We start from the raw sequence: 22069 nt of genomic DNA, 5'->3' as shown, positions 1-22069 counted from the left end.
GTCAGTCCTTTCGGGCGGGGCGGTCCGCACGGAAGAGGACCCACAGCAGGAAGGGGCCGCCGAGGACGCTGGTGACGACGCCGACGGGCAGTTCGACGGGGGCGATGACGCGGCCGAGCGCATCGGCGGCGACGACGAGGGCGGCGCCGGTCAGCGCCGAGCAGACCACCGGGACGCGGGTGGGCCCGGCCATCCGCTGGGCGAGGACGGGCGCGGCGAGGCCGACGAAGGCGAGGGGTCCGCCGACGCCGACCGCGACCCCGGCCAGCGCCACGGCCAGCGCGAGGGCAACGCCCCGCACCCGGCGCAGATCGACGCCGAGGGCGGCGGCCATGTCGTCGTCGAAACGCAGGAGTTGCAGCCGGTGACCGGCGGCGAGGGCGAGCGGGACGAGTACGAGGAGGGCGATCAGCAGCGGCGTCCCGGCGCTCCAGTCGCGGCCGCTGAGGCTGCCGACGGCCCACAGGAAGACGCCGCCCGCGGTGTTGTCGTTCTCGCGGGACATCAGCAGGTCGCTGACGGCGCCGAGGGTGGTGGAGACGCCGATGCCGACGACCAGGACGCGGTATCCGGCGGAGCCCGCGCCGCCCGCGCAGAGGACGACGACGGCAGCGGCGGCGACGGCGCCGACCGGGCCGAGCCACCAGTCGCCGACCATGCCGGTGGTGGATCCGGCCGCGGCGGCGACGACCGCGGCGGTGGCGCCCTCGTTGACGCCGATCAGGTCGGGGGTGGCGAGGCGGTTCCCGGCGAGGGTCTGGGTGAGGCAGCCGGAGATGCCGAGCGCGGCGCCCACCATGAGGCCCACCAGGACGCGCGGCAGCCGGAAGTCCCGTACGACCATGACCGTCCCGGCATCGCCGGTGCCGAGGAGTCCGCCGAGCGTCTGCGACGGGCTCATCCCCGTCGAACTCGCCGTCACGGACAGGGCGATGAGCGCGGCGAGCAGCGGGACGAGGAGCGTCGCCGCCAGCGCGCCGCGGCGCGGGAAGAGCCAGGAGAGGGTGCCGGTGCGCAGGACGGTGGTGTCCGGCAGCGCGATTCCGGTGCGCGGGGCCGGTGCCCCGGTGGTGCGGTGCGCGCTCATGCGGACGCTCCGGCGGTGGAGAGGTGGGAGGAGCGGGCGATCCAGACGAGCAGCGGTCCGCCGACGAAGGCGAGCAGCACGCTGACCGGCGTCTCCCAGGGGCGGATGACGACGCGGGCCAGGATGTCGGCGAGCAGCATGACCGCGGCGGCGACCAGTGCGGAGAGGGCGAGTTGGGCGGTGAGGCGGGGCCCGGCGACGGCGCGCGCGGCGTACGGCGCGAGCAGGCCGAGGAAGGCGATCGGTCCGGCGACGGCGACCGCGCAGCCGACGAGGAGGGAGACGGCGGCGGCCACCGCGAGGCGGATCCGGCCCGGGTGGTGGCCGAGCGACCGGGCGCTGTCGTCGCCGAGACCGAGCGCCGACAGCGGGCGGGCGCAGCCGAACGCGAGGAGCAGTCCGACGGCCGCCGGGGCGGTGAGCGGCAGCAGGTCGGCGGATTCGACTCCGGCGAGCGAACCGATCGTCCAGTAGCGGTAGGTGTCGAACGTCGACCGGGTGCCGAGCAGGACGTACGAGGTCAGGCCGTGGAAGGTGGCGCCGATGGCGGTGCCGGTGAGGACGAGCCGCAGCGGGGATCCGGCGGTGCGGCCGGATGCGGCGAGCAGCAGCACCACGGCGCTGGCGGCCAGGCCACCGGCGAGGGCCCAGCCCATCAGGGCGGTGGGCGAGGTGGCGCCGAAGAAGGTGAGGCCGAGGACGACGGCGAAGGCGGCGCCGGAGTTGACGCCGAGCAGGCCGGTTTCGGCCAGCGGGTTGCGGGTCGCCGCCTGGAGCAGACAGCCGGAGACGCCGAGGCAGACGCCGACGAAGACGGCGGCGAGGGTCCGCGGCAGCCGTACGTCCAGCACGGCCAGGCGCAGTGGGGCGTCGGCGCGGGCGGCGGGGTCGCCGGTGAGGAAGTGCCAGGCGTCGGCGGCGGAGCTGTGGCCGGTGCCGATGACCAGGGAGAGCACGGCCAGGGCCGGCAGCGCGACGCTCAGCGCGAGCGCGGTCCGGCGGACGGGGCGGTGGCCCGGCGTGAGGGGCTGGCCGGGGCGGTGCCCGGTGCCGTCCGGCCGCCCCTCTTGCGCAATCAACATGAGGTTAGCCTAACCTAAATTGATCGCTCCGGATTTTCATGCGGGGCGGTCCCCCGCATGCCCGAAAGCGGACGAACTGCCGTACCCGTACGCCGCATACCGCCCGGACACGCCCCTCTTTCCGCGTTTCCGCCACCGACACACCCCTACGGAGAACCCAGGCCATGGCGCCCACCCCCGCCCTCAGACCCGCCCGCACCACCGCCGCCGTCGCGACGCTCGCCGCCTGCGCGCTCACGCTGACCGCCTGCGGCTCCTCGGACACCCCGTCCGGCGCCGAGGGGGGCCGCACCACCGAGGTGACCGACGCGACCGGCACCGCCGTCTCCGTCCCCGCCGTCCCCAAGCGCGTGGTGGCGCTCAGCGAGATGGACCTGGACTCCGCACTCACCCTCGGCGTCGAGCCCGTCGGCCTGACCGCCGGGCGCGGCCAGAAGGGCGCCCCCGCCTACCTCGCCGGCAAGGCCGAGGGGATACCCGTCGTCGGCGCCGTGACCGGGCCCGACATCGAGAAGGTCGTCCAGGCGAAGCCGGACGTCATCCTCGCCGGCCAACTCGCCGACAAGCAGGTGCTCAAGCAGCTGCGCACCATCGCCCCGACCGTCGTGACCATCGGCGCCGACAAGAGCTGGCGCACGTCCCTGGAACTGACCGGCAAGGCCCTGGGCCGGACCAACCGCGCCGAGACGTTCCTCGACGGCTACGACGGCAAGGTCGCCGCCCTCAAGAAGGACCTCGGCTCCCGCGCCGGTGCGTCCGTGTCGGTGGCCCGCTACTCCGCCAAGGGCACCGCCGTCATGCAGCAGGGCGTCTTCATCGGCGACGTCCTGAACGATCTCGGCTTCAAGCGCCCGGGCATCCAGGCGCAGCCGGGCAAGGGCCACTCGACGCCGCTCAGCGAGGAGAACCTCAAGGAGATCGACGCCGACTGGCTGTTCATCGGCACCCTCGACCCGGGCAGCTCGGAGTCCTCGCTGCTCAAGGAGCTGATCGGCAAGCCCGCCTACCGCCAGCTCGACGCGGTCCGCGACAAGCACGCCACCGTCATCGACGGCTCCAAGTGGACCAGCCTGGGCGGGCCGCAGGCCGCCGTCTCCGTCCTCGACGACATCCGCAAGGCGATGGTGAAGTGAGCACCGCACCCGAACTCGACGGCCGCCTCGCCCTCGTGACGGGCGCCGGGCGGGGCATCGGCGCCGCCGTCACCGCCGCCCTCGCCGCCCGCGGCGCCCGCGTCCTCGCCACCGATCTGACGCCCGGCGAACTCCCCGCGGCGGCCCGGCCGTACGCGGAGCGGATCACCACCCGCGCGCTGGACGTCACCGACGCCGCGGCCGTCGAGGCGCTCGTCGCGGAGACCGAGGAGACCGTCGGACCGCTCGACATCGCCGTCAACGTCGCGGGGGTGCTGCGCGGTGCGCCCGTCACCGAGCTGTCCGACGAGGACTGGGCGGCGACGTTCGCCGTCAACACCGACGGCGTCCTCCATGTCTCGCGGGCCGCCGCCCGCCGGATGGCCGCCCGCGGCCGCGGCAGCATCGTCACCGTCGCCTCCAACGCGGCGGGCATCCCCCGCGCCGGGATGGCCGCGTACGCCGCATCGAAGGCGGCCGCGGTGATGTTCACCAAGTGCCTGGGTCTTGAGGTCGCCGCCCACGGCGTGCGCTGCAACACCGTCTCCCCCGGCTCGACCCTCACCGACATGCAGCGCGCCATGTGGACGGCGTCCGGGCAGGACGAGGAGTCCGCCGCCCGCCACATCATCGAGGGCGACCTCGCCGCGCACCGCACCGGCATCCCCCTCGGCCGCATCGCCGACCCGTCCGACATCGCCGAGGCCGTCGCCTTCCTGGTGTCCGACCGCGCCCGCCACATCACGCTGCACGACCTGTACGTCGACGGCGGCGCCACGCTGCGCGCCTGACCGTCCGGGCCGGGCCGACGCCCGCCGCCCCGGCCCGCGCCCGCGCAGCCCTCCCTGCTCACCCCCTTCCTGGAGACCGCCATGCCCGCTTCCCTGAGCGACCCCCGCACCACGCCCGTGGTCACCCCGGGCGAGGCCACCGCCCTGCTCGACGCCTACCGCGCCGGAACGGACCGCTTCCTCGGCACGCCCCGCCACACCCTGCTGGGGCGCGGCACCCGCGCCGACGTCCCGCACGACTCCAGACCGGTGCATCTGCGGGTGCGCGAGAAGCTGCGGGAGCGGCGCGCCGCGGGCACGCCGTCGCCGGTCGTGGTGGGCGCGCTGCCGTTCGACCCGGACGGCCCGCCCGCGCTGGCCGTACCCGCGTCAGTGGCCTGGGCGCCGCCGCTGCGCGAGGACCCGCTCGTCGCGCTGCCCGCCCCCGACGCGGAGCGGGCCGCCGACTGGCAGGTGCGGGAGGTGCCGGAGCCCGCGGCGTACGGCGCGGCCGTCGCCGCCGCCGTGGCGCGGATGCGGGCCGGGGAGTTCGACAAGGTCGTCCTGGCCCGCACCGTGGAGCTGACGGCACCATACGACCTGGACCTGCCGTCGATGGTGCAGCGGCTGGCGCGCCGCGACCCGTCCGGCTACACCTTCGCCGTCCCCGGCGGCCCCGGCCGCACCCTCGTCGGCGCCAGCCCCGAACTCCTCGTCTCCCGCACCGGCGGACGGCTGACCGCCAACCCGCTGGCCGGATCCGCGCCGCGCAGCGCCGACCTCGCCGAGGACGTACGGCGCGCCGCCGCCCTGCTGGAATCCCCCAAGGACCTGCACGAACACGCCGTCGTGGTGGACGCGGTCCGCGCGGCGCTGGCGCCGTTCTGCACCCGCCTGGAGGTGCCCGAACGGCCCGCCCTGGTGCGGACGGCGGCGATGTGGCATCTGTCGACGACCGTCACCGGCGACCTCGCCGACCCAAAGGTGTGCGCGCTGGAGCTGGCGTCCGCGCTCCACCCGACACCCGCGGTGTGCGGCACCCCGACCCCGCTGGCGCGCGAGGTCATCGCCGCCTCCGAACCGTTCGACCGCGGCCCGTACACCGGCATGGTCGGCTGGCAGAACGCGGACGGCGACGGGGAGTGGGTCGTGACGATCCGCTGCGCGGAGGCCGAGGGCCGTGCGCTGCGGCTCTTCGCGGGCGCCGGGGTGGTCGCCGGCTCCTCGCCGGAGGCGGAGACCGCCGAGACCGGCGCGAAGTTCCGCACGTTCCTCAGCGCCGTGGGAGCCGCCCTGTGACCACGCCGCCCGCCACCACCCCGGGACTCGACGCACCCACCTGGCCGGAGGAGTTCGCGGCCCGCTACCGCGCGGCCGGCTACTGGCGCGGGGAGACCTTCGGCGCCGTGCTCCGCGCACGCGCCGCCGCCCACCCCGACCGCACCGCGCTGATCGACCCGGCGCCGGACCGCCGTACCTGGACCTACCGCGAACTGGACGAGGCCGCCGACCGGATGGCCGCCGGGTTCGCCGCCCGCGGCATCACCAAGGGCGACCGGGTCGTCGTCCAGCTCCCGAACGTCGGGGAGTTCCTGGTCGTCGTCTTCGCGCTGTTCCGCATCGGCGCGCTGCCGGTGTACGCGCTCCCGGCACACCGCGACACGGAGATCGCCTGCTTCTGCGCGTTCACCGAGGCGGTCGCGTACGTCGTCCCCGACCGGCACGCGGGCTTCGACCACCGGGCGCTCGCCTCGCGGGTCAAGGAGCGCACGCCGACGCTGCGGCACGTCTTCGTCGCCGGGGAGCCGGGCGAGCACACCGCGCTCGCCGAGGTGCCGTGCGCCCCGGCGGGTCCGCTCGACGGGCCGGAGCCGCATGAGCTGGCCTTCCTCCAGCTGTCCGGCGGCACCACGGGCGTCCCCAAGCTCATCCCCCGCACCCACGACGACTACGGCTACTCGCTGTGGGGCTCCAACGAGATCTGCGGTGTCGACGCGGAGACCCGTTTCCTCGTCGCGCTGCCCGCCGCGCACAACTTCCCGATGTCGTCGCCCGGTTGGCTGGGCGTGCTGTACGCGGGCGGCACGGTGGTGCTGTGCCCGCGGCCCGATCCGGCGACCGCGTTCCCGCTCATCGCTCAGGAACGCATCACGATGACGGGCCTGGTGCCGCCGCTGGCGCTGGTGTGGACCGAGGCGGGGCCGGACTCGGAGCACGATCTGTCCAGCCTGGAGCTGGTACTCGTCGGCGGCGCGAAGTTCTCGGCGGCCGCGGCGCGGCGCCTGGAACCGGCGCTGGGCTGCCGCCTGATGCAGGTCTTCGGCATGGCCGAGGGGCTGGTCAACTACACGCGGCGGGACGACGACCCGGAGACCGTCGTCACCACCCAGGGCCTGCCGATCTCCCCCGACGACGAGATCCGGGTCGTCGACGACGCCGACGAGGACGTCCCCGACGGCGCGTTCGGCCATCTGCTGACCCGCGGCCCGTACACCATCCGCGGCTACTGGCGCGCCCCGCAGCACAACGCGCGGGCCTTCACCGCGGACGGTTTCTACCGCACCGGCGACATCGTGCGCCGCACCCCGACCGGGCACCTCGTCGTCGAGGGCCGGGCGAAGGACCAGATCAACCGGGGCGGCGAGAAGGTCGCACCGGAGGAAATCGAGAACATCGTCCTCGGCCATCCGTCCGTGCACGACGTCTCCGTCGTCGCGGTCGCCGACGTCTGTCTCGGTGAGCGGACGCTGGCGTACGTGATCCTGCGCGCGGGCGCCGAGCCGCTGAAGCCGGTCGCCGTCAAACGGCACGTCCGGCAGGCGGGCGTCGCCGACTACAAGGTCCCCGATCTCGTGGAGTTCGTGGACGCCTTCCCGCAGACCGGGGTCGGCAAGGTCAGCAAGAACGGCCTGCGGTCCGCCGCGGCCCCCACCGAGCAGGACTGAAAGGCCCGTCCACCATGGCACTTCCCGCCATCGCCCCCTATCCGCTCCCGTCCCCGGAGGAGCTGCCCGCGAACCGCGTCGCCTGGACCGTCGACCCGGCGCGCGCCGTGGTCCTCGTCCACGACCTCCAGCAGCACTTCCTCGGCGCGTACCCGGCCGGTGCGCAGCCGCTGGCCGGGATGCTCGACAACACCGCGCGGCTGCTGTCCGCCTTCCGGGAGCGCGGTGTGCCCGTCGTCTACTCCACCCAGCGCGGCGGGCAGACGCCCGAGGAACGCGGTCTCCAGCGGGACTTCTGGGGGCCGGGCGTCGCCGACGACCCGGCGAAGCTCGCCGTACCGGACCAGGTCGCGCCGGAGCCGGGCGACACCGTCCTCACCAAGTGGAAGTACAGCGCCTTCGTCCGCACCGACCTGGAACAGCGGCTCCGCGACAGCGGGCGCGACCAGCTGGTGATCGTCGGGGTGTACGCGCACATCGGCGTGCTGATGACGGCGTGCGACGCGTGGATGCGGGACATCCAGGCGTTCGTCGTCGCGGACGCCGTCGCGGACTTCTCCCGCGCGGAGCACGAGATGGCCCTGCGCTGGGCCGCCGGCCGCTGCGCGGTCGTGACCACCACCGACGCCCTCCTTGAGGAGATCTGAGCATGGCACTCACCCTCGATCTGATCCACGCCGACGTCGCCGACGCCCTCGGCGAGGACCCGGCGGACATCCCCGTCGACGAGAACCTTCTCGATTACGGCCTGGACTCGGTCCGCATCATGGCGCTGCTGGAGCGCTGGCGCCGCGACCACGGCGTCGACGCGGGCTTCGCCGATCTCGCCGAGGCGCCCGCCATCGAGGCGTGGGCTCCGCTGCTGGGGGTCGGATGACCACCCCGCTCACCGCAGCCGCGCGACCTTCCCACGAGGCCGGGGCCGAGGCCGGACTGCCGCTGAGCGCCGCCCAGTCGGGCATGTGGTACGCGCAGGCCCTCGACCCGCTCAGCCCGGCGCAGAACACCGCGGAGTGCCTGGAGATCGCCGGGCCGCTCGACCCGGAGGTGTTCGCCGTCGCGCTGCGCCGCGTCACCGCCGAGGCCGACGCGCTGCGCGTCCGCGTCACCGACACCCCGGACGGGCCGCGCCAGCATCTGCTGGCGGAGGTCGAACTGCCGCTGTCCGTCCACGATCTGCGCGGCGCCGCCGACGCCGACGCGGCGGCCGAGACGTGGATGCGCGCCGACCTGGCCGAACCGTGCGATCTGGCGGCCGGACCGCCGTTCCGGCACGCCCTCTTCCGCGTCGGCGACGAGCGGTGGCTGTGGTACCAGCGCATCCACCATCTCGTCATGGACGGCTTCGGCTACTCCCTGCTGGTGCGCCGCACCGCCGAGGTGTACTCCGCTCTCGTACGAGGTGAGGAGCCGGGCCCGCGTGCCTTCAGGTCGCTCGCCGACCTCGTCGCGCAGGACGCCGTGTACCGCGACTCGGAGGCGTGCGCCGCCGACCGCGACCACTGGCGGACCGCGTTCGCCGACCGCCCGGAGGCACCGCGGCTCGCCGGGCGCGGCGCGCTCCCCTCGCGCACCTTCCTCCGCACCACCGCGCACCTCTCCCCCGAGTCGGCCGAACGGCTGCGGGAGCTGGCCGCCGGGCTCCGCGCGACGTGGCCGGACGTGCTCATCGCCGCGCAGGCGCTGTACACCTCCCGCGCCTGCGACCGCGCGGACGTGGTCCTCGGCCTGCCGATGATGGGCCGTCTGGGCTCGGTGGCGCTGCGGGTGCCGGGCATGGTGATGAATGTGCTGCCGCTGCGGCTCTCCGTCACCCCCGAGGCGACGTTCGCGCAGCTGGTGCGGCAGGTGGTGCTCGGCATCCGCGAGGCCCGCCGCCACCAGCGCTACCGCTACGAGTCCCTCCGCCGCGATCTGGGGCTGCTCGGCGAGGCCCGCGGCCTGGTCGGGCCGCTGGTCAACGTCATGCCGTTCGACTACGGCGCGGAGTTCGCGGGCACCTGGGCGCGGGCCCGGAACCTGTCCGCCGGTCCCGTCGAGGATCTGACCGTCAACATCTACGACCGCGCCGACGGCCGTGGCCTGCGCATCGACCACGACGGCAACCCGGCGCTGTACGACGGTGACGCGCTCGCCAGCCATCAGGAACGGTTCCTGAACCTTCTGGAACGGCTCACCGCCACCGACCCGCAGCAGCCGCTCGCCACCCACGCCATCGCCACGCCCGCCGAACGCGCCCTCGTCATCGAGGAGTTCAACCGCACCGACCACGAGGTGCCGCCGACCACCCTGATCGGGCCGATCGAAGCGCGGGCGGCGCGCAGCCCGGACGCCACCGCGCTGGTCTTCGGGGACACGGCGCTGACGTACGGGCAGCTCAACGCCCGCGCCAACCGGCTCGCCCGCCATCTTCAGGGCCTCGGCGCCGGGCCCGGGAAGCTGGTGGCGGTCTCCGTGCCGCGCTCGGTGGAGCTGGTGGTCGCACTGCTCGCGGTCCTCAAGTCGGGCGCCGCGTATCTGCCGCTCGACCCGGACTACCCGGCGCGGCGGCTGACATACATGCTCCAGGACGCGGCGCCGGTGTGCGCCGTCACCGACCACGCCGGGCGGCTGCCGTCCGACGCCGGGACGCCGCTGGTCGCCCTGGACACGCTCGATCTGTCCGGGTACCTGCCGGTCAATCCGGCGCGGGCGCTCACCCCGTCGCACCCGGCGTACGTCATCTACACCTCCGGGTCCACCGGCCGCCCCAAGGGCGTGGTGGTGTCGCACGGGGCGATCGACAACCGGCTGCGGTGGATGCAGCACGCCTATCCGCTCGGCGCCGGGGACCGCGTCCTCCAGAAGACGCCGTCGTCGTTCGACGTCTCGGTGTGGGAGTTCTTCTGGCCACTGCGGGCGGGCGCGGCGCTGGTCGTCGCGGAGCCCGGGGTGCACAAGGACCCGGTCCGGCTGGCCCGGCTGATCACCGAACGGTCCGTCACCACCTGCCACTTCGTCCCGTCGATGCTCCAGGTCTTCCTGGCGGCGCCGCGGGCGGACGGCTGCACCGCGCTGCGGCAGGTCTTCGCCAGCGGCGAGGCGCTGCCCCGCGAGACGGCGACGCTCTTCGCCCGGACGCTGCCGGGCGCCGCACTGCACAACCTCTACGGGCCGACGGAGGCGGCCGTCGACGTCTCGTACCACGCGTGCGCGGCGGACGGCTCCGGTCCGGTGCCGATCGGGCGGCCGGTGTGGAACACCCGGCTGTACGTCCTGGACGCGGCGCGGCAGCCCTGCCCGCCCGGGGTGCCCGGCGAACTCTTCCTCGCCGGGCGACAGTTGGCCGACGGCTATCTGCACCGCCCGGAGCTGACGGCGGAGCGCTTCGTCGCCGACCCGTTCGGGGCGCCCGGCGGCCGGATGTACCGCACCGGCGATCTGGCGCGCTGGACGGCGACGGGCGAGGTGGAGTACCTCGGCCGCACCGACCACCAGGTCAAACTGCGCGGCCAGCGCATCGAACTCGGCGAGATCGAGGCGGCGCTCACCGCCCGGCCCGGCGTGGACGGCGCCTGTGCGCTGGTCCGCGAGGACGGCGCGGGCGAGCAGCGGCTGATCGGCTATGTGACCGGCGGCGCGGACCCCGCGGCCGTCCGGGCGGAGCTGGCCGTGGCGCTGCCGGAGCACATGGTCCCGGCGGCGGTCGTCGCGCTCGACGTGTTCCCGCTGACCCCGAACGGCAAGCTGGACCGGGCGGCGCTGCCCGCGCCGGTGTTCGGCGGCAGCAGCGCGGCCCGTCGCCCGGTCAGCGCCCGGGAGGCGACGGTGACCCGGCTGTTCGCGGAGGTCCTGGGCGTCGCGGACGCCGGGCCCGACGATGCCTTCTTCGACCTCGGCGGCACCTCGCTGCTCGCGGTGCGGCTGGTGGCGCGGATACGGGAGGAGTGCGGCGCGGAGCTGACCATCGGCTCGCTCTTCGAGGCGCCGACCCCGGCGGCCCTCGCCGCCCGGCTGGACACCGCGGCGCCCGCCGCCGGGGACGCGCTCGACGTCGTCCTGCCGCTGCGCGCCGAGGGCGGCCGGCCCCCGCTGTTCGCCTTCCATCCGGCGGGCGGCCTGTCCTGGTGCTACGCGGGCCTGTCCGCGCGGCTCGGCCCCGACCAGCCGCTGTACGGCATCCAGGCCCGCGGACTGCTCGACGACGGGCCGCTCCCGCCGGACCTGGAGACGCAGGCCGCCGGGTACGTCCGCGCGCTGCGGGCGGTGCGGCCGCACGGCCCGTACCGGCTGCTGGGCTGGTCGGTCGGCGGGATCCTGGCGCACACCGTGGCGGTGCTGCTCCAGGAGGCGGGCGAGGAGGTCGAACTGCTGGCGCTGCTGGACGCGTTCCCGGCCGAGCAGTGGCGCGAGCGGCCCGCACCGGAGGAGGGCGATGCGCTCACCGCCGTCCTGCGGATGGCCGGTTTCGACCGGACGGACGAGCGGACCCGCGAGGACGTGCTGGCGACGCTGCGCCGGGCGGGCAGCCCGCTCGCCGGGCTGGGCGACCACACGCTGTCCCGGATCGTCGGCATCGTCCCGCACCACGCCCGGATGATGCGCGCCCACCGCCACCGCCGCTTCGAGGGCGACGTGGTGTTCTTCACGGCGGCGGCGCCGCGCGCGGAGGACTGGCTGACCCGCGAGGCATGGCGCCCGCACGTCTCCGGCCGGATCGTCAACCACGATCTGGACTGCACCCACCCGCAGTTGATGCGGGAGACACAGTGGGACGCCATCGCCGCCGCCCTCGCCCCGCACCTGACGGACACCGCCGGATGAGGCCGACGGGCCCCACGCCGGACCTCACGCGGGCGGGCGGTCCGGGCCCCGCCGCCGCGGGCCCCGCCCGGGGCCCGTCACGGCGCGGCCCCACCGCCTCCGAGCTGGCGCGGGGCCCGTGGCTGCGCCTCGTCACGGCGGAGATGTCGTACGAGGACGACGCGGCGCTGCTGGACGCACGGGAACGGCGGCGGGCGGCGGCACTGCGCCGCCCTGCCGACCGTGCACTGTACGTCGCCGTCCACGCGGAGCTGCGCCGGGTGCTGGGCGGTCTGCTGGGCATGGCGCCGGGCGCGGTGGAGCTGGTCCGGCTGGAGTGCCCGGGGTGCGGCGGCCCGCACGGGCGCCCGGCGGTGGCGGGCGGGGCGGTGCATTTCTCGCTCGCGCACGGCGATGGCCTGGCGCTGCTGGGGCTGGCGTCCGCGCCGGTGGGTGTGGATGTGGAACGCGTCCCCGCCGCCCAGGTGGCGGCGGATGCGTCCGGCGCCCTGCACCCGGCCGAACGGACGGAACTGGCACGGCTGCCGGAGCACGCCCGCCCGGCCGCCTTCGCGCGGTGCTGGACGCGTAAGGAGGCGTATCTGAAGGCAACGGGCGAGGGCCTGTCCGGCACCGCACTGCACGACCGCCACCTGAGCTGCGGGCCGTGCCCTGCGCCGGTCCCGGGGTGGACGCTCACCGACGTACCGGTCCCGGGCGGCTGGGCGGCGGCCTGCGCGGTGCGGGGCCCGGTCGGCGCCCCCTGATCCGCAAGAAGTCCCGCCCGGCGTCACGAGCCGGGCGGGACTTGTGCGGTCCCGCCCTCACGCTTGTCGGCGAACAACTCCACGATCCCCCCGGCGAGTTCGCTGCGCCAGCACAGGTAGTCGTGGCCGCCGTTGAACTCCCGGTAGGTGGCGTCGTCGTACCCGGCGGCGGCGAGCGCGTCGCGGAACCGTCGGGCGGCGGGCAGCGTCACCCACTCCTGGGCACCGAAGGAGAGCCGGAAGCGCACCGGCAGTCGCGGGGTGGCGGCGAGGCGGCCGGTCAGCCACTCCGTGTCCGGTCCGGCCGGCCACCAGAACGACCCGGACTGGGCGAGGACGTTGCCGAACCGGTGCGGCGCGGTGAGCGCCGCGTACGCCGCGGTCAGCCCGCCCAGGCTCTGCCCGGCGATCACCGTACGGGCCGGGTCGGCGGTCAGCGGGAGGTGTCCGGCGGCCCACGGGAGCAGTTCCTCGTCGAGGAAGGAGACGAACTCCGGGCGGCAGGTCAGCTCCCGCCAGCGGGTGGCGACATCGACGGATTCCGGGAGGACGGCGGCGACGGGCGGGATGCGGCCGTCGGCGATGAGGTTGTCGAGGAGGTCCGCGACGCCGAGCCCCGGCTGCCAGTGCTCGCCGTCGAGCAGCACCAGCACCGGCAGTTCGGTGTCCGGCGCGGTCTGCGGCGGCCGGTAGAGCCGGACCCGGCGGGCGCCGCCGAGGTGGGTGCTCGGCACGTCGTGTGTGGTGACGGTGGACCGGGCGACGCCGGGCCGCGGCTCCCACTCCGCGTCGCGCGGCGCGCCGGGCAGCCGTGCACAGGAGACCTCCGTACCGCCCCAACGGCCGGGCAGTGCATGGGAGTTGAGTGGGTCGGGGTGACGTCGGGTGCGGAGCCAGGGCCAGTAGCCGTCGTCGTCCGGCGCTGGGCCGTCGCCCTCGTCGACGCAGAAGTCGTAGGTGCCGTACCAGTCGCGGCGCAGCCGGAGCGTCCAGTGCCATACGTCGGTGCCGGGCAGGCGCGTCATCAGGTTCGCCTCGGGGGCGCGGGGGTCGACGAGCTTGTTGGGCAGCACCTGGACGGCGCGGGTGGCGGGGGTGCCGCGCCACAGGAAGGTGACGGCGACGCGGTCCACGTCGCCCTCCGGGTCGGGCCCGACGAGCGGGGTGCCGGTGCGGGCCACCTCGGCCCAGAACTCCGCGACGCGGTCCGGCGCGGGCAGGACGGGGCCGGTCGCGATCCTCGGCAGCGGCTGCGGACGGGCCACGCGGGGCGGATGGTGGGCGGTGCCCTCGGGCGGCGTGGACGCGAGCATGCGGCGGAACTCCGGTGACGGGGGCGTGCGGCCGCATGGACCGCGCACCCGGACGGGCTTCCGGGGCACCCCTCGGCCACCCCAGACACTTAGGGTCACCTTACCTTTGCCGCCACGCCACACCCAGGGGAGGCCGCCCCGACCTCGCCCGTGACGGGCGCCACACCCGCTCCGGTTCAAACTTAGGTAAGCCTAAGTTAATTTATTGACAGCTCGCTTCTCCGCGAACACCCCCAAAAGGCATCCCCGCCAAGGAGACTGACGCCGCATGTCCTCATTGACCCTCCGCATCCGCCGGCTCGCCGCCACCGCCGTGGCCGTCGCCGTGGGCGGCACGCTCACCCTCACCGGCGCCGCCCACGCCGCCCCCGCGACGCTCGCCGCCCACCCGGCGGCCCGCGCCGAAGCCGCGCCCGCCGCGGCGGCGCCCCTGGTCAAGGGGCTCTACCAGTCCGCGTACTCCGAGCGGAACCACGTCCTGTGGGCAACCGCCGCGGTGGGCCGCCCGCCCGTCACCCAATCCGCGCTGGTGAAGGTGGACCCGCGCTCGATGAAGGTCCGCGCGTCCTACGCGCCGCCCGTCACCGATCAGGCCACCGGCGCCGTCGAGGCGGTCTACGGCATCGACGTCGACGACCGGCACGACACCGTCTGGACCACCAACACCCGCGACAACTCCGTCGCCGTCTACAGCCAGCGCACCGGCAAGCACCTCGCCACCCTGCCCGGCGTCCACCACGCCCGCGAGGTCGTCATCGACGAACGCCACCACACCGCATGGGCCAGCGGCTTCGGCGACGGCACGCTCGTCGCGTTCGACACCCGCACCTACAAGGAGAAGAAGCGCGTCACCGTCGAGGGCGCCGGTCCCGCCGGACTCGCCGTCAACGAGCGCACCGGCACCGCCTACGCGACCGACCTGAACGGCAACCAGATCATCGAGGCGGCGCCCGGCGCCAAGAAGCCCCGGTTGATCCCCACCGGCGAGGGCCCGATCTCGCTCGCCCTCTCCCGCGACGGCCGCACCGCCTACACCGCCGACCAGAAGGCCGGTACGGTCTCCGTCGTCGACCTGCGCAAGGGCTCCGTCGTCACGACCGTGCCGACCGGCGAGGGCACCCTCGCCGTCGCGAGCGACCCGCGCACCGGCACCGTCGCGGTCGCCAACCGCACCGCGGCCACCGTCTCCCTCATCGACCCCCGCAAGGGCACCGTCGTACGGACCGTGACCACCGGCGCCGGCCCGAACCACATCGAGATCGCCCGCGGTACCGCCTATGTCGTCGACAAGTCGGGCACCGGCCCGCAGGGCGAGGACCAGCTCAACCGGATCCGCGTCACCCGCTGACCGCTCCCCCACGCGCCGCGGCCCCGGCCCCTGCCCACGGGCGGGGACCAGGGCCGCGGCGCTTCCGCGTTCCGGGCCTGCGCGCTCCTACTCGCCGCCCCGCAGCGTCTCCTGGAGCAGCGCCGCCAGATCGTCCGACGCCACCTCGCCCAACTCCTCGAAGGCGCCGGAGCTGCGGCCCAGCACGATGCCGATGACCGCGGCGACCACGATCTCGGCGCGCAGCCGGGGCTGCGCCCGGCCCTCCGCCACGAACCGGCGGTGCAGCGGCTCCACGAGCCGGTCGTGCAGCGCGGCACGGGCCGCCGCGTCCGCCTCCGGGTCGCTCAGCGGCTGGACGCCGACCTGGAGGATGGGGACGAGACCGCGGCGGGCGGCGCCTTCGAGGACCTGGCGCAGCCGGTCCGGCGCGAGGAGGTCGCTGACCGGAACGTCGCCCCGTTCGGCCTCGACCGCGGCGAGGTAGAGCTGCGTCTTGCCGCCGAAGTACCGGGCGATGAGCGCCGGGTCCACGCCCGCGCGGCGGCCGATGTCACGGGTCGTGGTGCGGTCGAAGCCGCGCTCCGAGAAGAGTTCGCTCGCCGCGCGCAGCAGCGCCTCGCGGCTGCGCGCGGAATCCCTGCGGCGCGCCTCCTGAGTGCCGGTCACCGCCGTGCCTCCACATCCTCCCGCACCGCGGGCTCACCCTCCGTCACCGCCACCTTATGCGCCGCGGCGGACGGCGCCGCCCCCAGGGAGCCGGATGTCGCCCGCCCGGACCGGACGTGCACCAGCAGATAACCGACGAGCGCGGTGACCACCCAGACCCCGCACCCGGCGAGCCCGGCCACCCGGTAGCCGCTCTCGGCGGGCAGCCCGCCGGTCCCGGGGTGGGCCGCGAGCACCGCCGCGGTGAACGCGCTGCCGGAGGAGTAACCGATGTACTTCACCACCTGGTTGAAGCTCATCGCGCTGCTGGTCTCGTGCGCCGGGACCGAGCCCACGATCAGCGCGGGCATCACGGACATGGTCACCCCGGCGCCCAGCCCGATAAGCCCCATGGCGACGAACGCCTCCCACAACCCGCCCCGCACACAGGTGAACAGCACCGTCCCGCCCAGGCAGATCAGACAGCCCAGCGGCAGCATCCGGCCCGGCGGGACGGAGCGGGAGGCCAGCCGCACCAGCCGCCCGGAGACCATGCTGGCCACCGAGAACGGCGTGAGGATCAGCCCGGCGATCACCACCGAGGCGCCGAATCCGTACCCCGCGGACCGCGGCGTCTGCACGTACTGCGGCACCAGCGACAGCATCACGTACATCCCGACGCCGGAGAGCACCGCGGTGAGGTCGGCGGCGAGCACCGGACGGTCGCGGACCAGGCGGACGTCGACGAGCGGGTGCGGGGTGCGCAGTTCGTGCACCACCCACCAGGCGAGCAGCGCCACGGATGCCCCGGCCAGCCCGATCAGCCTCGGCGAGGTCCAGCCCCAGCGGCCGCCCGCGGTGGTGGTGAGGAGCAGCCCGGCCATACCCGCGGCCAGCAGCAGCGCCCCGGTGATGTCCAGCGGATGCTGCGGCCTGCGCGGCGACGGCGGGAGGACCACGGCGAGGGCCACCAGCGCCAGTGCCGAGGCGAGGGCGGCGAACCAGAATCCGGCGTGGAGGCCCAGGTACCGGGCGAGGACGCCGGTGAGCGGGTAGCCGAGGCCCACCCCGGCGGCGGCGGTCAGGGAGAGGGTCGCCACCGTGTGCCGGGCCCGTTCGGGCGGCAGCGCGTCACGGGCGGTGGCCATGGTCAGCGGGGTGAGCGCGATGCCGACGCCCTGCAGTGCCCGCCCGGCCAGCAGCCCGGTGAAGCCCGTCGGCAGTGCCGCCAGCAGGCTGCCGGAGAGCGTCAGCACCAGCCCGCCGAGGATCACCCGGCGCCGGTGCGGCCCGTCCCCCAGCCGCCCCATCAGCGGCGTGACGACCGCGCCCACCAGCATCGTCACCGTCAGGGACCACTGGGCCAGCTCCAGGGAGACATGGTCGACCCGCGCGATGGTCGGGATCAGCGGCGCGCCCAGGCTGCTGATGATCGCCACCAGCATCCCGACCGACACCAGCACGGGCACCAGCGCCCGCTCCTGCCATGAGGGCCTTGTCCGGGCGGGTTCCACGGCCAGTTCCTCCTGTTCGGCGACGCCGCAATGTCAGCGGCTGATGTCATCGTACGATGACATGTGCGATTCCCGCCGCCGTCGGCCCCTGGAGTGAGGCAGGACACGGACCGGGACGACCCGGAAAAGGGCGGAGGCGCACGGTGGGGAACCGTGCGCCTCCGCCCTCGCGTCCGCGGGCCGCTACTCGGGCCGGATCGCCTGGATGTCCAGCTCCACGCGGATCGTCGCGCCGATCGCGGCGATGCCCTTGGCCAGCATCGTGCGCCAGTCGAGGGTGAAGTCCTCACGGTGCAGCTCGGTGACGGCCTGGCAGGCGGTGCGGGTCTCGCCCGCGATGCCGGTACCGATCCCGAGGTAGCGGGTGTCGAGCTGCACCGTGCGGCTGACGCCGTGCAGATGCAGCACACCCTGCACCGCCCAGCGGCTGCCGCCCTTGTGCACGAACCGCTCCCCGGCGAACTGCAGATACGGGAACCGCGCCACGTCCAGGAACTCCGCCGACCGCAGATGCTCGTCCCGCACCCGCACCCCGGTGTCGATGCTCGCCGCCTCGATGGTCACCTCGACCCGTGAGTCCGCCATCCGTTCGCCGATCCACAGCCCGCCCTCGAAGCGGTTGAAGCGGCCGTGGATCTCGGCGAGCCCGATGTGCCGGGCGGTGAAGCGGATGGCGCTGTGGTCGGGGTCGATCCGCCACTGCCCGGCGGCGGGCAGCGGGAGCGCCGGGACGGGCTCCAGGGCGATCGGGCGCGGCGTGGTCCGTTCGCCCGCCACCACCTCGGCCTCGCACCGCACCGGGCAGAAGCCGTCGGACGTCACCACGAGCCGGTACGTACCGGGCCGCAGCGTCACCGTCAGCCGCCCGTTGGGGTCGGTCCACCCCTGCGTCACCTCTTGGCCGCCGAGGTTGCGGACCGAGACCGTCACGCCCGCCATCGGCAGTCCGACGGGATCGTCGACCCGCAGATCCAACGCGCCCGCCCCACCAGGAAGGGGCGGGGCAGAGCTGTGCGGCATTCGGTCACGCAGGCGGTGGAGGAAGGCGAGCGGCATGGCAGGACGGGGCCTATCAGGTGTGCGGTCCGGCAGGGGGACGGGAGCGGAAAACGGAAAGAAAGGAACAAGTGGTGCAAATTCCCTTCTCTTCCGCTTCTATCCTGTCATTGACGCCGTGGCGAAATGATCCTGACCTGTCACGATCCCCCCAAAGGTGACCTTTCTCGCACCTCGCCTCCAACGGGATCCCACCGCCCCGTTCCACCGCCTCGGACGCCCACCACTCCGCCGTCCGCCGCATGACACATCCCGGACACTTCCGCAACCCCCGTGCACACCGGGGCCCTACACGATCGTGCAGGACGGTGGCGGCCCGCTCCCCGAGCACCGGCGAGGCTGGAGACGACCGCTGGAACCGATCCCCGCGGGTCGTTCCGGTCTCCCTGCTTCACGGAAGGCGGTTCGCCTCAATGTCCGCGACTGTGCTCCCCTCGCACCCCGACGACCTCGGCGGCATCCCCGTCGTCGACGTCTCCCACACCCCGGCCCGCACCCCTCTGCTGCGGACCATGGCCCTGGCCCGGCAGCACGGTCCGGCCTTCGTCCAGCGGCAGCACGGCCGGGACACCCTGTTCGTCAGCAGCCTGGACCTGGTCACCGAGCTGTCCGACGAGCGGCGCTTCGGCAAGGCGATCGGACCGGCGCTGGAGAACGTCCGGGAGTTCACCCATGACGGACTGTTCACCGCGTACAACGACGAGCCCAACTGGACCAAGGCGCACGACATCCTGATGCCCGCCTTCGCGCTCGGCTCGATGCGGACCTACCACCCGGTGATGCTGCGGGTCGCCCGCCGGCTGATCGGCGCCTGGGACCGCCGGTGCACGGACGGCGCCCCCGTCGACGTACCCGACGACATGACCCGGATGACGCTGGACACCATCGGACTCACCGGATTCGGCTTCGACTTCGGGTCCTTCGAGCGGGACGAGCCGCACCCCTTCGTCGAGGCGCTGGTGCGCTGTCTGCACTGGGCGATGACGAAGCTCAGCCGCGACCCGGAGCTCGACCACACCCGGACCGACGCGGCGTTCCGCGCCGACGCGGCCTATCTGGCGTCGGTGGTGGACGAGGTCATTGCGGCGCGCACCGCCCCGGGCGCACCGGCACCCGACGGCGAGGATCTGCTGGGGCTGATGCTCGGCGCCACCCACCCCTCGGACGGCACCGCCCTCGACCTGGCCAACATCCGCGACCAGGTCATCACCTTCCTCATCGCCGGGCACGAGACCACCTCGGGCACCCTGTCCTTCGCGCTGTACAACCTGCTCAAGCACCCGTCCGCGCTGCGGCTGGTGCAGCGCGAGGTGGACGAGCTGTGGGGCGACGTGCCCGACCCGGAGCCGACGTTCGAGGACATCGGCCGCCTGCACCACACCCGCCAGGTCCTCAACGAGACGCTGCGGATGTACCCGCCCGCCCCCGGCTTCTCCCGGCAGGCGCTCACCGACACCGAGGTGGGCGGCGTACCGCTGCGGGCCGGGCAGTGGGCGACGGTGCTGACGCCGATGCTGCACCGGGACCCGGTCTGGGGCGACAACCCCGAGTTGTTCGACCCCGCGCGCTTCTCCCCCGAGGCGGAGGCGGCCCGCTCCCCGCACGCCTTCAAACCGTTCGGTACCGGTGAACGTGCCTGCATCGGGCGGCAGTTCGCGCTGCACGAGGCCACCATGCTGCTCGCCATGCTGGTCCACCGCTACCGGCTGCTCGACCACGCCGACTACACGATGGACCTCAAGCAGGCGCTCACCATCAAGCCGGAGGGCTTCGCCCTCGGCCTCGCCCCGCGCACCCCGGCCGACCGCGCCGCGAACCGCGCCGCGCTGCCCACCGGCACGGTGCGCGAGAAGGAAGCCCCGGCCGACGGCGGCGCCCTGCCCACCCGGGTACGGCAGGACACCGGAGTGCTGCTGCTGCACGGCTCCAACTACGGGACCTGCCGCGACGTCGCCGCCCGGCTGGCCGACGCCGCCGCCGACACCGGCTGCGCCACGGCGGTCGCCCCGCTCGACGCCCACACCGGCGCCCTGCCCACCGACCGGCCCCTCGTCATCGTCGCCGCCTCGTACAACGGCCGCCCCACGGACGACGCCGCGGAGTTCGTCCGCTGGCTGGAGACCGCCGGGCCCGGCGCCGCCGACGGTGTCACCTACGCCGTCCTCGGCGTCGGTGACCGCAACTGGTCCGCCACCTACCAGCGCGTCCCCAACCTCATCGACGACCGGCTGGCCGCCCTCGGCGGCACCCGGCTGCTGGAGCGCGCGGAGGCGGACGCCTCGGGCGACCTGAACGGCGCGGTCACCGCGTTCACCGGCGCCCTGCGCACCGCCCTGCTCGGCACGTACGGCGACCCGGCCACCGTCGGCGCCTCCCCCGCCGCCGCGCCGGAGGGCCCCGCCTACACCGTCACCGAGGTCACCGGCGGTCCGCTGGACGCGCTGGCCGCCCGGCACGGCATGGCCGCGATGACGGTCACCGAGACCGGCAGCCTCACCCACCCCGACCACCCGCGCGCCAAGCGCCACGTCCGCCTCGCGCTGCCCGACGGGCAGACGTACCGCACCGCGGACCATCTGACGGTGCTCCCGGCCAACGCCCCGGAGCTGGTCGAGCGGGCCGTCCGGGTCCTGCGGGTGGACCCGGACGCCGTGCTGCGGATCGCCGCCCACCGCCCGCGCCGCGACGGCCTCGCGATCGACCGGCCGGTCACCGTACGCCAACTCCTCACCCACCACGTCGAGTTGCAGGACCGCCCGACCGCCGGGCAGCTGACCGTCCTCGCCGGGCTCAACCCCTGCCCGCCCGAGCGGAAGGCCCTGGAGGCGCTGGCGGAGGACGCCGAGGCGCGCGCCGCCGACCACCGCGAGCTGCTGGACGTCATCGAGGACAGCCCGGCGCTGGCGGCGGAGCTGACCTGGCCGGTGCTGCTGGAGCTGCTGGAGCCGATCCGGCCGCGCCACTACTCCGTCTCGTCCTCACCCACCGTCGACCCGCACCACGTCGACCTGATGGTCTCGCTGCTCCAGGCGCCCGCCCGCTCGGGCCGGGGCACCCACCGCGGCACCGGCTCGGGGTATCTGCACACCGTGCGCCCCGGCGACACCGTGTACGCCCGGATCCAGCCGTGCCGGGAGGTCTTCCGGATCCGGCACGACGCGGACACCCCGCTGATCATGGTCGCGGCCGGTACCGGCCTGGCTCCCTTCCGCGGCGCCGTCGCCGACCGGCTCGCCCTCGCCGCGGACGGCGCCGCACTCGCCCCGGCGCTCTGCTACTTCGGCTGCGACGCCCCGGACGCCGACTACCTGCACGCCCGGGAACTGCGCACCGCCGAACTGGCCGGGGCGGTCCGGATGCGCCCGGCCTTCAGCGCCGCACCGGTCGACGGCCGGCGCTTCGTCCAGCACCGGATCGCCGCCGAATCCGACGAGGTGTGGCAGCTGCTCGACGCCGGAGCCGCGGTCTACGTCTGCGGCGACGGCGCCCGCATGGCCCCGGGCGTACGCGACGTCTTCCGCGCCCTCTACCTCACCCACACCCCCGGCGCGGACGCCGCCGACGCCGCCGCCTGGCTCGACACACTGGTCGCCGACGGCCGGTACGTCGAAGACGTCTACGCGGCCGCCTGAGCTGTTCCTCCCA

At 74.7% G+C, this 22069-nt stretch carries 16 protein-coding genes; 10 read left to right on the top strand and 6 right to left on the bottom strand.

Features of this window, described 5'->3' with window-relative positions; translation table 11 throughout:
- Position 1: 1 nt before the first annotated feature.
- Entirely contained in the window at positions 2-1087 is a 1086-nt protein-coding gene (locus tag OG422_RS27775) for a FecCD family ABC transporter permease (protein ID WP_405746828.1), read from the bottom strand.
- Positions 1084-2169: a FecCD family ABC transporter permease gene (locus OG422_RS27770; protein WP_405746826.1), complete on the bottom strand. Its 1086-nt coding sequence runs from the start codon at positions 2167-2169 to the stop codon at positions 1084-1086. The genes OG422_RS27775 and OG422_RS27770 overlap by 4 nt, the downstream gene beginning before the upstream one ends.
- Positions 2170-2333: 164 nt before the next feature.
- On the opposite strand from OG422_RS27770, the gene OG422_RS27765 reads away from it, so the two are divergent.
- The 8 genes from OG422_RS27765 to OG422_RS27730 all read left to right on the top strand — a co-directional run bounded on the left by OG422_RS27765 (position 2334) and on the right by OG422_RS27730 (position 12566).
- Positions 2334-3302, top strand: a complete 969-nt coding sequence (locus OG422_RS27765) for an ABC transporter substrate-binding protein (RefSeq protein ID WP_405746825.1) — start codon at positions 2334-2336, stop codon at positions 3300-3302.
- Entirely contained in the window at positions 3299-4093 is a 795-nt protein-coding gene (locus OG422_RS27760) for a 2,3-dihydro-2,3-dihydroxybenzoate dehydrogenase (protein WP_405746824.1), read from the top strand. The genes OG422_RS27765 and OG422_RS27760 overlap by 4 nt, the downstream gene beginning before the upstream one ends.
- An 81-nt stretch (positions 4094-4174) precedes the next feature.
- Positions 4175-5371, top strand: coding sequence for an isochorismate synthase (locus OG422_RS27755; RefSeq protein ID WP_405746823.1), 1197 nt, complete (start codon positions 4175-4177; stop codon positions 5369-5371).
- Entirely contained in the window at positions 5368-7017 is a 1650-nt protein-coding gene (locus tag OG422_RS27750) for a (2,3-dihydroxybenzoyl)adenylate synthase (RefSeq protein ID WP_405746822.1), read from the top strand. The genes OG422_RS27755 and OG422_RS27750 overlap by 4 nt, the downstream gene beginning before the upstream one ends.
- A 14-nt stretch (positions 7018-7031) precedes the next feature.
- Positions 7032-7664 carry an isochorismatase family protein gene (locus OG422_RS27745; protein ID WP_405746820.1) on the top strand — a complete coding sequence of 211 codons (633 nt, stop codon included), beginning with the start codon at positions 7032-7034 and terminating at the stop codon, positions 7662-7664.
- 2 nt (positions 7665-7666) lie between these two features.
- Positions 7667-7894 (top strand): phosphopantetheine-binding protein, encoded by a 228-nt coding sequence (locus tag OG422_RS27740; RefSeq protein WP_143939635.1) that lies wholly within the window; start codon positions 7667-7669, stop codon positions 7892-7894.
- Positions 7891-11820 (top strand): amino acid adenylation domain-containing protein, encoded by a 3930-nt coding sequence (locus tag OG422_RS27735; protein ID WP_405746818.1) that lies wholly within the window; start codon positions 7891-7893, stop codon positions 11818-11820. Before OG422_RS27740 ends, OG422_RS27735 begins: the two co-directional genes overlap by 4 nt.
- The gene (locus OG422_RS27730; protein ID WP_405746817.1) at positions 11817-12566 is read left to right on the top strand and encodes a 4'-phosphopantetheinyl transferase family protein; all 750 of its coding nucleotides are present in this window, start codon (positions 11817-11819) and stop codon (positions 12564-12566) included. The genes OG422_RS27735 and OG422_RS27730 overlap by 4 nt, the downstream gene beginning before the upstream one ends.
- 23 nt (positions 12567-12589) lie before the next feature.
- Here OG422_RS27730 and fes read toward each other — a convergent pair whose 3' ends face one another.
- Positions 12590-13879 carry an enterochelin esterase gene (gene fes / locus OG422_RS27725; protein WP_405746815.1) on the bottom strand — a complete coding sequence of 430 codons (1290 nt, stop codon included), beginning with the start codon at positions 13877-13879 and terminating at the stop codon, positions 12590-12592.
- Positions 13880-14147: 268 nt separating this feature from the next.
- Here fes and OG422_RS27720 point away from each other — a divergent pair, with 268 nt between their 5' ends.
- Positions 14148-15227: a YncE family protein gene (locus tag OG422_RS27720; RefSeq protein ID WP_405746813.1), complete on the top strand. Its 1080-nt coding sequence runs from the start codon at positions 14148-14150 to the stop codon at positions 15225-15227.
- A gap of 87 nt (positions 15228-15314) precedes the next feature.
- Here the strand turns inward: OG422_RS27720 and OG422_RS27715 are convergent, their stop codons facing one another.
- The 3 genes from OG422_RS27715 to OG422_RS27705 form a co-directional block, all read right to left on the bottom strand.
- Positions 15315-15875: a helix-turn-helix domain-containing protein gene (locus OG422_RS27715; RefSeq protein WP_405746811.1), complete on the bottom strand. Its 561-nt coding sequence runs from the start codon at positions 15873-15875 to the stop codon at positions 15315-15317.
- Entirely contained in the window at positions 15872-17368 is a 1497-nt protein-coding gene (locus tag OG422_RS27710) for an MFS transporter (protein ID WP_405746809.1), read from the bottom strand. The genes OG422_RS27715 and OG422_RS27710 overlap by 4 nt, the downstream gene beginning before the upstream one ends.
- Positions 17369-17551: 183 nt before the next feature.
- On the bottom strand, positions 17552-18424 hold the full coding sequence (locus OG422_RS27705) for a YceI family protein (RefSeq protein WP_405746807.1): 873 nt from the start codon (positions 18422-18424) through the stop codon (positions 17552-17554).
- A gap of 413 nt (positions 18425-18837) precedes the next feature.
- On the opposite strand from OG422_RS27705, the gene OG422_RS27700 reads away from it, so the two are divergent.
- Positions 18838-22056, top strand: coding sequence for a cytochrome P450 (locus tag OG422_RS27700; protein ID WP_405746806.1), 3219 nt, complete (start codon positions 18838-18840; stop codon positions 22054-22056).
- The last annotated feature ends 13 nt before the right edge of the window (positions 22057-22069 follow it).

The sequence above is a fragment of the Streptomyces sp. NBC_01525 genome (genome assembly GCF_045040405.1).
GTDB classification, from domain to species: domain Bacteria; phylum Actinomycetota; class Actinomycetes; order Streptomycetales; family Streptomycetaceae; genus Streptomyces; species Streptomyces benahoarensis.
The sequence above is the reverse complement of the archived record's forward strand: the minus strand, read 5'-3'. Positions and strand labels throughout refer to the sequence as shown.